Origin of the sequence: Flavobacterium tiangeerense (assembly GCF_007830355.1) — a bacterium.
Taxonomy (GTDB): domain Bacteria; phylum Bacteroidota; class Bacteroidia; order Flavobacteriales; family Flavobacteriaceae; genus Flavobacterium; species Flavobacterium tiangeerense.
The window spans coordinates 262,484-273,411 of record NZ_VLKO01000007.1 but is presented as its reverse complement, the minus strand read 5'-3'; the positions used below and the strand labels follow the sequence as shown (position 1 = coordinate 273,411).

The following is a 10,928-nucleotide window of genomic DNA, read 5'->3' as shown; positions in this document are numbered from 1 at the left end:
GAACACTACGATCGAATGCACCAAAAACTGACTCAAAACGCACGCTATTCCAAGCAAATGGTGCGAGTGAGAAGTAAAACCGTAGAACCAGTAATAGGAACGTTGGTCAATTTTACCAATATGAAGCGCGTAAACACAAGAGGAATCAAGCAAGCCAACAAACACGTTTTGATGGCAGCGTTAACCTATAATCTTAAGAAATACTTGAAGTTTATCACCAAAAAAACAAAAACAAAGTCCGGAGTTGTAAGTGAAATACAAGCAAAAGTACCAACTTCTCTAAAAACAGCTTTCATTGACTTGAAAACCGACTTTTTAAGGCTTTTTATTTTTACAAACTACAACCTAAAACCAAAAATAAACCTCGCTTAAAAATCCTTAAACGAGGTTGTTTTTTATGCTTATCTTGAAATTTTACTTTTTTAAGAGAGTTGCGCAACAGCTACGTGTGTTAGCGGTAGTTCTAATTGTTCGGTAAGAATTTTTCAATTAGCGAAACATTTAAAGTCGCCACAAATGCATTTGTAAATTGTTCAATTGAAATCAAATGGTTTAAATTTAATTCAATCTTTTCGCCTTCTACGAATGGAAATTCATTTACTTTGTCAATATTTGATATTTCAGCAAGTTCTTTAGGTATAGTAGGACTTCCATGAATTAAACAATTTCTTAAAACTGAAATACTTTTAAGTGTTGTAGCTATATTTTCAACAGTGTATTCTTCTTTATCTTTTGGAACTTTTAATTTTGCCGATGAATAATAGGAAATAAATGTTTTTCCTATTCCATCATAAATTTTATTTCTCTGCCACTTATCGAGTCTTTCGTTCCATGCATTTTCCCATGCATCAGGATTAACATTTCTATCTCTATAAAGTATTCTTAAACTTCGATTATCTTTACCTACTAACATACTTTCTGGATTATAAAACCAATATGTCTTAAATAACTTTAGTATTAATTCTTCAAGTAATGCATACATATCAATTATTGCATATGAAGCTAACATGTTAACTGTGTCCAAATGATTTTGAGAAGCAGTTGGTCCATCCCATGCCATTATATTTACTTTTGTAATATCACCATTAACAAATCTTGCAGAGGTTATAGCAAAAGCTTTCCCTTTAAAATCTTCGCTTTTATATTTTTCATGACCAAGGTTTAAACCATTAATTGCTAATGCCCACCTTATATAAGTACTTTTGATAATATCACCAAATTCACGAAGGTCAATTGTACTTTGTTCAATCCATTTATATTTAGTATTTGCACCACCATCATATATTAAACCACCAAGTTCTTTAAATATTAGATTATCTATCGCAGGCGAGGTCACTTTGTAATTTTCAAAAAATTTTAATTCTCTTTTTAAGGACATTTATGTTATTTGTTGGTTATATAATTGAATTAGATTCTCCGATTCTGCGGGCGAATTACCGCTAACGTCCCTGCGCTACAAGCAGTTTGGGACTAAATCAGCGTTATCTTTCGGATTTGCCAAATCTTCCAAATACAAGACCAATTTCAAATTAAGCCTAATACCCAAATTGCTTGTAGCGTGTGTTATGCCTTCGGTTTTATTTTTCGGCTTCAATTTGCGGTTTCACTTCTACACCGCTTTAAGTCAGAAGTAAATTTTAAAAATTATCTAACATGTTATTTATAAAACTCATAAATCTCTTACCGTTTAATATTGCAGCTAATAAAGCTAATGAAATTCCAATAAACCAAGGATTTGACAATATAGTTTTAAGTCGTGATTTTATTACCGGATTATTGCTTGGAGCTGCCTTTGTTTTTATATTATTAGGACTTTCAAAAAAATTAGAATCTTGATTAAATTGTCCGATTGTTGAATTATTAAAGCTATTCATTATGATTTTATCGCTAGCAGATTCCGCATCTTCAAATGAAGAAAACACTATTCCCTTTTTTGTCAGACGATACGTTTCTTTTGTCGGAGATGTAATAAATTCAAGTTTGTATTTTAAAATTTCAATAACTGTCTTTAACTCGTTTTCGTTATTAACAATTCTGTTGAATTCTGTTTTATACAAACTGTACGAATCACTTTTCTTAAATTCGGAAATTAGGTCAATTATTAAACGTTTTCTTGATTCTGTCAATTCCATATATTATCGTTTCGTTTTCGGTTCGGTTCGGTAAACTGAGGCATAACTTGTATATAGGTCTGACAAAATCAGACATATCGCACCTAAATTGGGTGACTTTATCTGACAAGAGTCAGGTTTTATTTAATTTCAAATATAGAAATAAATAGTTATAAATCATCAAACGGACTTTTAATTTGTTGTGTACTTTTCTGATGTATTTACTTGGATGTGAAAGCCATTTCGATTTTTTGAGGATTAGTTTGCTTTTGGATGATTCTTTTTTCTTTTTGGTTAGTTTTAGGGTATAGCCCTGACAGTAGCGTAAAGCCTATGCGGGTTGAAAACCACTTTTTATGGTGCTGGCAGAGCGACCGCAGGAAGCTCCTGAAAGTGCCTAGAAAAAGGGTTTGAAACCAAATAGCTTGCAGCGTATGGCAGGAATAGCTCCCGAAAAAATAGCATAAAAAAACTCCACTACTTGCGCAGTGGAGTTTTATGAATCTTGAAATAAAAGGTTTTAGTTCACTAATACCCATTGTCCTGAGGCGATTAGGCTTTCAGCTTTTTTGAATTTCATTTCTTGTGTTTGACCGTTGGCCACGTTTTGAATGGTTACGTTGTCATTGCGATTGATTTTTGGCATGTCGCGAGTGATGGTCTCTGTAACTTGACGTTGCTGTGTTTGCATGGCTTCTTGATTTGCACTTTCGCTGCTTACAATTTCATCTTTTGAAGTGGTGTAATCCTCAACGGGAGTTACATCAATAGCTTCTTGAATGCGTTGGTTTTCTTGTGCTGGCAAATCTCCTTTGAACAAGAAAGAAATTACTTCTTTGTTTACATTATCAATCATGGCTCTAAACAAGTTGAAGGCCTCTAGTTTGTAAATTAGCAACGGATCTTTTTGTTCGTGCACGGCTAGTTGAACAGATTGTTTTAGCTCGTCCATTTTGCGCAAGTGTTTTTTCCAAGCTTCGTCTACAATGGCTAGTGTGATGTTTTTCTCAAAATCAGCAACTAGTTGTGTTCCTTGAGAATCGTAAGCCATTTTTAAGTCGGTAACTACATTCAAAGATTTAATTCCATCCGTAAATGGAACTACGATGCGCTCAAACTGGTTGTTTTGATCTTCATAAACGCTTTTGATAATCGGTAATGCTTCACGGGCGCTACGTGCTGTTTTTTCGGTATAATAATCTAATGTTGCTTTGTATACTTTTCCGGTAAGATCCATTGGGTTCATTTTAGCGAACTCACTTTCGGTTACTGGAGACGTGATCAAGAAATAACGTATTAATTCGAACTCAAAGTTCTTGAAATCATTTATTGCTTTGTTTTGCTCAATAATTAACTCGCAGGTGTCATAAAGCATGTTTGCAATATCAAGCTTTAAGCGTTCGCCAAACAAGGCGTGACGACGACGCTTGTAGACTACTTCACGCTGCGCATTCATTACATCATCATATTCTAACAAACGCTTACGTACTCCAAAGTTGTTTTCTTCTACTTTCTTTTGAGCGCGTTCTATAGATTTGGTCATCATAGAGTGCTGAATCACTTCGCCTTCTTGTAATCCCATACGGTCCATTACTTTGGCTACACGTTCAGAACCAAACAAACGCATTAAGTTGTCCTCAAGCGAAACATAAAACTGAGAACTTCCAGGATCACCTTGACGTCCTGCACGACCACGTAATTGACGGTCTACACGACGGGAGTCATGACGCTCTGTACCTACAATGGCAAGTCCGCCAGCAGCTTTAACCTCTGGTGATAATTTGATATCGGTACCACGACCAGCCATGTTTGTAGCAATGGTTACTACGCCTGGTTTTCCAGCTTCCTCCACAATTTGTGCTTCTTGTTTGTGCATTTTGGCATTCAACACATTGTGTGCTACGCCACGCATTTTCAACATTCGGCTTAGTAATTCTGAAATTTCAACCGATGTTGTTCCAATAAGAACTGGTCTTCCGGCTTTAGACAATTCGGTTACATCTTCAATAACAGCGTTGAATTTTTCACGAGTTGTTTTGTAGATGAAATCTTCTTTGTCTTTTCTTGAAATGCCTCTGTTAGTAGGGATTTCTACTACATCAAGCTTGTATATTTGCCATAACTCACCCGCTTCTGTAACTGCAGTTCCAGTCATTCCGCCTAGCTTGTTGTACATTCTGAAATAGTTTTGCAAAGTAACCGTTGCAAAAGTTTGTGTAGCAGCCTCGATTTTTACATTTTCTTTGGCTTCAATGGCTTGGTGCAATCCGTCAGAATAACGTCGACCGTCCATAATACGACCTGTTTGCTCGTCTACAATCATGATTTTGTTGTCCATGATTACATACTCTACATCTTTTTCGAATAAAGCGTAGGCTTTTAAAAGCTGTGTTAATGTATGGATACGCTCACTTTTGATTCCGAAGTCTTGAAATAATTTTTCTTTTTCTTCGGCTTCAAGGTCTTTCTCTAATTTTTTCTTTTCGATATTGGCAATTTCAGTTCCAATGTCTGGTAGGATAAAAAAGTCAGCATCTGTATCGCCAGATAGGTACTGGATTCCATTATCTGTTAATTCTACTTGATTGTTTTTTTCTTCGATAACAAAGTACAATGCCTCATCAATTTTGTGCATTTCTCTTTTGTTGTCCTGCATGTATTGATTTTCGGTTTTTTGAAGCAGTTGTTTGATACCTTCTTCACTCAAAAATTTAATCAATGCTTTATTCTTAGGCAAACTTCTGTAAGCTCTTAGCAATTGAAATCCACCATCTTTAGTGTTTCCTTCTTTGATTAGTTTTTTAGCTTCAGATAAGAAACCGTTTGCTAATTGACGTTGAAGACTTACTAGGTTTTCAATTTTTGGTTTTAATTCATTGAATTCGTGACGATCTCCTTGTGGAACTGGTCCAGAGATAATTAAAGGAGTTCTAGCATCATCAATTAATACTGAATCGACCTCATCTACAATAGCGTAATTGTGTTTTCTTTGTACAAGGTCATCAGGAGAATGAGCCATGTTATCTCTTAAATAATCAAAACCAAATTCATTATTGGTACCATACGTGATATCTGCATCGTAGGCTTTTTTACGACCTTCAGAGCTTGGTTGGTAGTTGTCAATACACTCCACAGTCATGCCGTGAAACTCAAACAAAGGTGCTTTCCAGGTACTATCTCTTTTTGCAAGATAATCATTTACCGTTACAAGGTGAACTCCGTTTCCAGTCAAGGCATTTAAGTAAAGTGGCAATGTAGCTACTAATGTTTTTCCTTCACCGGTTTGCATTTCGGCAACTTTACCTTCATGTAGTACCATTCCGCCTATTAACTGAACGTCATAGTGAATCATGTCCCAGGTGATTTCTTTACCTGCAGCACTCCAAGAATTAGCCCAAATGGCTTTGTCTCCATCTAAGGTAATGTATGTTTTTGTGGCAGATAGTTCACGGTCTTTTGGGGTTGCTGTTACCTCAATTTGGGTGTTGTCTTTGAAACGTCTTGCTGTTTCTTTTACCACTGCAAAAGCCTCAGGAAGGATTTGCATTAATGTTTTTTCTGAAATTTCGTAAGCTTCTTTTTCAAGGGCATCGATGGCCACGTAAATATCCTCTCTCTTGTCAATATCTACAATGTTTTCAACTTCCAGTTTTAGCGCTGCTATTTTAGCATCTTTGTCAGCTCGTTCTTGTTTGATTTTGTCCTCAAAAAAAAGAGTTCTGCCTCTTAGCTCATCATGAGACAAAGCTTTAAGGGGTTCCTCGAATGTTTTTATTTTAGTGAGATAGGGTTGTAGCGCTTTGACGTCTTTTTGTGACTTGTCGCCCACAAAAACCTTGATAATGCTGTTTATGAAACTCATAATATTTTTATATTTCTAATTGTGTATTTGCGTAAATTTAAACCAAAAAAAAGCCTCTTTTGAGACTTTTTAATTGGTTTGTTTTTTAATATTCATCCTCATTCCAAAGATAATCTTCGTCTGTGGGATAATCTGGCCATATTTCTTCCATTGATTCATATATTTCGCCTTCATCCTCAATAGATTGAAGGTTTTCTACTACTTCTAATGGAGCTCCAGCTCTAATAGCGTAGTCAATAAGTTCATCTTTGTTAGCAGGCCATGGTGCATCACTTAAATAGGATGCTAATTCTAATGTCCAATACATCTGTTGTCGATTTAGTTTTGTGCAAAAATAAATTTTTTACTGAAAAATACAAGTAAAAAACGATTTATTTTTAGTTAAAGTTAAGAACGTTTATTTTTAGTCTTCAGTGATCAGTCTTCAGTGATCAGTATAAAACTGCAAACTGAGACTGCACACTGCTAGCTGAATACTATTTTCTAGGAATCCATTGAACTTCATCCGCTTTTAAGTCGTAGGACAACTTTCGTGCCAACACAAAAAGGTAGTCAGAAAGTCGGTTTAAGTACTTAATTGCGATTTCAACGACGGGTTCGTCATGACTTAAATGTACGGCTAGGCGCTCTGCTCTTCGGCATACACAGCGTGCGATATGACAATATGACACAGTGGTATGACCACCGGGCAATACAAAATGTGTCATTGGCGGTAGCGCTTCTTCCATCGCGTCTATTTCATTTTCTAATAATTCAATGTCGGTTTCAATGATGCCTAAGTTTTGCAAACGCAGTTCCCCGTTTTTCTTTACCTCTTTTTCTGGAGGCGTGGCAAGAATGGCGCCTACCGTAAAAAGGCGGTCTTGAATTTCAATTAAAATATCTTTGTAATGGGCATTCATGTCTTGGTCCCGAATAAGACCAATATGAGAGTTCAACTCGTCAACGGTTCCGTAACTTTCTATGCGAGCATGGTCTTTGGCTACTCGTGTACCGCCAAAAAGGGCTGTAGTGCCTTTATCGCCAGTTTTTGTATATACTTTCATTAATGAGATCTTAGTTTTATAAAAAAAACAAATTTAAGCTATTAATTTTATTAATGCTGCAACAAATTGGTCTAATGAATTAGCACTTAAGTTAAAATACAAATCTGGTTCAATGCATTCTATTTCCATCAAATAAAGTTCGTCTTCAATGACAATTCCATCTACACGAGCGTACAACAAATCCTCTTGAAAAGTATTGACCACTTTTTGTGCTTTTTGGATGAGTTCAGCTGATGGTTCGACCAGCGTATATTTTCCTCCGTAGAGTGATTGGACTCTAAAATCACCAGAAACGGGTTTTTTATTCACAGCATGAGAGAATTTCTTATCAAAAAAAATGAATGATGTTTCACCCAATGTTTGAATTTCTGGCATGAATTCCTGAAGGAGTAATTCTTTATCTGCAGCTATAGATTCATATTGATTGTTTATCGCTTGAATTTGTGTTCTGTCAAACACTTCGGTGAGATAAGATCCTGCCGAAAAAGCGGGTTTTATGACTGCTTTATTCCAGTGATTTGGTATTAGTTTGTTTAAATCCAGCTGTTGGGTTTTGTCAATAAATAGGGTTTTAATGATGGGAATTCCCTTTTGCTCTAGCTCTTTTAAATAAAATTTATGGATGTTATTTTTTACCGTATCAATGTGGTTTAGTGTTTTAACGCCTAATTTTTTGATGTGGTCAAGCCAAAGGGTAAATGCTTGTTCTTTTTCAAAATAGTCCCAGGTATTTCTAAAAACCAAACAGTCAAATTGTGACCAATTGATGCTAGCATCATCCCAAATTGCAGCTACAGCCTGAATGTTATATTTTGCCAGTGCTGGAATTAGTTTTTGATCTTCAGGATTTAAATCAGGAAGTTTTTCGCAGGTAAGTAAAGCGATTTTCATGTATGGAAAAGTTTATACGGTGCTTTAGAAAAGAGATCGAAATTATATTTTTCTACTCTAGAATAGCTCTCGTCGGGGTAGTTTTAATTCGTTTTACTTAGTTGTATTTAAGTTTTTTTTCTAAAAAACAAAGTCATTATAATACTTCAACATTATTTGGTATAGACCTTCTTTTTAATGAATAAAACTGTAAACTGCTACAGAACACTGATTACTTTGAAATATCACTTTCTATGAGGCCGTCACGCAAACGAATGACACGGTGCGCATAAGCAGCAATTTCCTCTTCATGCGTTACTAATATTACGGTGTTTCCTTGTGCGTGAATATCGCCAAAGAGTTTCATGATTTCTACAGAGGTTTTACTATCTAAGTTTCCTGTAGGTTCATCAGCAAGGATAATAGAAGGTTTGTTTACCAATGCTCTAGCAATGGCAACACGCTGTCTTTGACCTCCAGAGAGTTGGTTGGGTTGGTGGTCCATTCTATCTGATAGGTTCACTTGATCTAATACTTCGGTGGCACGCTTGTTTCTTTCTGATTTTGAAAAACCAGCATAAATCATAGGCAAGGCCACATTGTCTAAGGCAGTCGTTCTTGGTAATAGATTAAAGGTTTGAAACACAAAACCTATTTCTTTATTTCTAATTTCTGCCAACTCATCATCGCGCATTTGGCTCACGTCTTTTCCATTAAGAATATAATTTCCAGATGTAGGAGTGTCAAGACAGCCTAATAAATTCATTAAGGTAGATTTACCTGATCCTGAAGGTCCCATTAATGCTACATATTCCCCTTTATTGATCTCTAAATTAATTCCTTTAAGGACATATACGATTTCATTTCCTAGAACAAAGTTTCGCTTAATATCGGTTATCTGTATCAGTGGGTTTGCCATTCTTTAATAAATTTTATTCTTTCGTTTCTTGAAAGATGCTGTTAAGTTATGATATAAAGGTATAAAAGTTTTATTTGAATAATAAGTAGCACTTTTTTTTATTTGTTACACGAATTGACATAGTAATTTGGTTTGATGTTCGTTTTCATAAATTATGAAGTATCAATACGGGAGTCAGTATCCTATTCATAAACATGAAATCCTGAGGTACCGCTGTAATAGCCAATCTTCTATTCCGACTGTTTGTGTAGTATTCTAATGGTTTTAGTCGGTTTTGCACAATTATAGTAATTAGTTGTATAATTTTTTGTTTTAAATTGAAAATGAAAGCTTTGCCTATACATTTGTCACGTATTAACCAATAAAAGATAAAAACATGAAAAATACAAAACTAGTATTAGGACTTGCCTTAATTGCAATAGGATTTACAGCTTGTAAAGATGAAAAAACAGAACAAGCTAAAATTAAAGTAGACAATTACGTAATGTATGTGGATTCATTAAGTAATGTAGCTGCTGAGGACACTAAGGATAACTGGATGGAAATAGAATCTGAGTTTAAATTGAAAAGCGCAGAGGCTGAGGTTGCTCTTGCGGATATGGCAGATGATGCTGAAGCAAAAGCTCGTTTAGAAGCAAGTAGAGCTAAGTACGAAACGATGAGAGCTAATCTTGAAAAAATGAGAGCAGAGGAACTTGCGGTATTGCCTGCAAATCCAAAACAACAAATGCGTAATGCACTTTTTGGAGAAGGAAAAGTAGGTGAGGACATGAGTTTTGTATGGGTTAATAAAAACAATATTTTGAGTGTTTACCAACAATTTGTGGATACTGTTGAAAACAATAAAGATGCTTACACACGTGAGGATTGGGACGAAATTAAATTGATGTATGAAGCACTTGACAGTCGTAAAAACACCGTAGAAAAAGAAGGTCTTACAAGTGATGACAACAGAAAAATTGCAGGTTTGAAATTGAAATTTGCACCAATGTATACCGTTAATCGTATGGGTGCAAAATCAGGGGAAATGAAAAGAGCTAAAGAATAAGGAATAATTAATTCAATGTTGAAAATGACAGTCAGTAATGGCTGTCATTTTTTTTGCTTTATACTCTAATAATAAAATGCTCTTTCGGTTGCTCTCTTCTAAAAAACACCAATCCCCATTGAAAAGTATCAATTGTTACCGTCACTTTTGGATGGTTTTTTATGATTTGCCAAGCCTCTTCCATTTCTGGCGACCAATGAATATCATCGAATATCCAAAGCGTATCATTTGTCACAGTTGGAAGCAAGGCTTCAAAATAATCTAAAGTTGCTTTCTTAGAGTGATTGCCGTCGAAATAAATGAGTTTAAAATCGAAATTCGAAGGTTTAAAGTCACTTAAATAATTACTAAATTCTGAAACGATTGGATTTACATTGTCAAAATGGAATGCTTGAAATTGACTTTTTGCAAGTGCCATTGTATTTGGACAACCTTCCAGCGTTGTGATTTTTGCTTTAAAATTTCCTAAAGAAAGTGCTGAAGTTGCTAATCCTAATGAAGTTCCAATTTCTAGAATAGTATCCGGTTGAAAATAAGCGGTTATACGAAATAATAATTCGGCTCGATTTGAAGAAATACCCGCCGTTTTTGCAATCTTAGTAATCTCTCTTGTATTCGATTTGAATACTTTCGAACCTGCACCAAAATCAGTTACTTCTATCGAATTACTATTTGCTAAAAGCGTGTTTCTGTATTTTCTTAAAACAGCATATTCTGGTTTTAATTTTTTGTCATAAAAACATTTGGTCAGTAAACTAAATACAAATGGAGAATGCACTGCATGCTCATTTTTGGAGTGCCAAAGGAATTGTAAATATGATTTGATTTGAAACAGCATAGTACTTTTCTGTTATATATTGATTCTCAAAGATAAAACGCAAAGGGGCACAGTTTTTTCTAAAATTTTGTGTCTTTTTGCGGTGCTTCACACATCTTTGTGAAAGAACATCGTAGGTGCGAAGATAGTAAGATAATAGTCGAAAGTCAAAATGCAAAACTATCATCTTCGCGCTAAGATTTTCGACGGTATAACCTTAAAATTTTCCGACGTTAAAAAGTCTATATTTGCGGC

10 protein-coding genes are annotated in these 10,928 nt (G+C 35.2%); 2 read left to right on the top strand and 8 right to left on the bottom strand.

The window, feature by feature from the left end:
- On the top strand, positions 1-372 hold a 372-nt coding region (locus IQ05_RS09985), incomplete at its 5' end, for a transposase (protein WP_208653362.1).
- Between the two features lie 91 nt (positions 373-463).
- Here the strand turns inward: IQ05_RS09985 and IQ05_RS09980 are convergent.
- From IQ05_RS09980 to IQ05_RS09950, 7 genes are all read right to left on the bottom strand, one after another.
- Positions 464-1,378 (bottom strand): hypothetical protein, encoded by a 915-nt coding sequence (locus IQ05_RS09980; RefSeq protein WP_144892526.1) that lies wholly within the window; start codon positions 1,376-1,378, stop codon positions 464-466.
- Between the two features lie 259 nt (positions 1,379-1,637).
- Positions 1,638-2,132 (bottom strand): hypothetical protein, encoded by a 495-nt coding sequence (locus IQ05_RS09975; RefSeq protein WP_144892524.1) that lies wholly within the window; start codon positions 2,130-2,132, stop codon positions 1,638-1,640.
- Positions 2,133-2,631: 499 nt separating this feature from the next.
- On the bottom strand, positions 2,632-5,973 hold the full coding sequence (gene secA, locus IQ05_RS09970) for a preprotein translocase subunit SecA (RefSeq protein WP_144892522.1): 3,342 nt from the start codon (positions 5,971-5,973) through the stop codon (positions 2,632-2,634).
- An 85-nt stretch (positions 5,974-6,058) separates the two neighbouring features.
- The gene (locus IQ05_RS09965) at positions 6,059-6,280 is read right to left on the bottom strand and encodes a DUF2795 domain-containing protein (protein WP_007138072.1); all 222 of its coding nucleotides are present in this window, start codon (positions 6,278-6,280) and stop codon (positions 6,059-6,061) included.
- 169 nt (positions 6,281-6,449) lie between these two features.
- Positions 6,450-7,019 carry a cob(I)yrinic acid a,c-diamide adenosyltransferase gene (locus IQ05_RS09960; protein ID WP_086454012.1) on the bottom strand — a complete coding sequence of 190 codons (570 nt, stop codon included), beginning with the start codon at positions 7,017-7,019 and terminating at the stop codon, positions 6,450-6,452.
- A 33-nt stretch (positions 7,020-7,052) separates the two neighbouring features.
- Positions 7,053-7,910 (bottom strand): ATP-grasp domain-containing protein, encoded by an 858-nt coding sequence (locus IQ05_RS09955; protein WP_144892520.1) that lies wholly within the window; start codon positions 7,908-7,910, stop codon positions 7,053-7,055.
- A 211-nt stretch (positions 7,911-8,121) separates the two neighbouring features.
- Positions 8,122-8,808: an ABC transporter ATP-binding protein gene (locus IQ05_RS09950; protein ID WP_144892518.1), complete on the bottom strand. Its 687-nt coding sequence runs from the start codon at positions 8,806-8,808 to the stop codon at positions 8,122-8,124.
- A 376-nt stretch (positions 8,809-9,184) separates the two neighbouring features.
- On the opposite strand from IQ05_RS09950, the gene IQ05_RS09945 reads away from it, so the two are divergent.
- On the top strand, positions 9,185-9,856 hold the full coding sequence (locus tag IQ05_RS09945; RefSeq protein WP_144892515.1) for a DUF6565 domain-containing protein: 672 nt from the start codon (positions 9,185-9,187) through the stop codon (positions 9,854-9,856).
- A gap of 58 nt (positions 9,857-9,914) precedes the next feature.
- On the opposite strand, the gene IQ05_RS09940 is transcribed toward IQ05_RS09945, so the two are convergent.
- Complete coding sequence (locus tag IQ05_RS09940; protein WP_144892513.1) at positions 9,915-10,694, bottom strand: O-methyltransferase; 780 nt, start codon at positions 10,692-10,694, stop codon at positions 9,915-9,917.
- Between the last annotated feature and the right edge of the window lie 234 nt (positions 10,695-10,928).

Bases quoted from the DNA above. Each gene is read 5' to 3' on its own strand.
- IQ05_RS09980 (WP_144892526.1), bottom strand. From the start codon at position 1,378: ATGTCCTTAAAAAGAGAATTAAAATTTTTTGAAAATTACAAAGTGACC.
- IQ05_RS09975 (WP_144892524.1), bottom strand. From the start codon at position 2,132: ATGGAATTGACAGAATCAAGAAAACGTTTAATAATTGACCTAATTTCC.
- secA (WP_144892522.1), bottom strand. From the start codon at position 5,973: ATGAGTTTCATAAACAGCATTATCAAGGTTTTTGTGGGCGACAAGTCA.
- IQ05_RS09965 (WP_007138072.1), bottom strand. From the start codon at position 6,280: ATGTATTGGACATTAGAATTAGCATCCTATTTAAGTGATGCACCATGG.
- IQ05_RS09960 (WP_086454012.1), bottom strand. From the start codon at position 7,019: ATGAAAGTATATACAAAAACTGGCGATAAAGGCACTACAGCCCTTTTT.
- IQ05_RS09955 (WP_144892520.1), bottom strand. From the start codon at position 7,910: ATGAAAATCGCTTTACTTACCTGCGAAAAACTTCCTGATTTAAATCCT.
- IQ05_RS09950 (WP_144892518.1), bottom strand. From the start codon at position 8,808: ATGGCAAACCCACTGATACAGATAACCGATATTAAGCGAAACTTTGTT.
- IQ05_RS09945 (WP_144892515.1), top strand. From the start codon at position 9,185: ATGAAAAATACAAAACTAGTATTAGGACTTGCCTTAATTGCAATAGGA.
- IQ05_RS09940 (WP_144892513.1), bottom strand. From the start codon at position 10,694: ATGCTGTTTCAAATCAAATCATATTTACAATTCCTTTGGCACTCCAAA.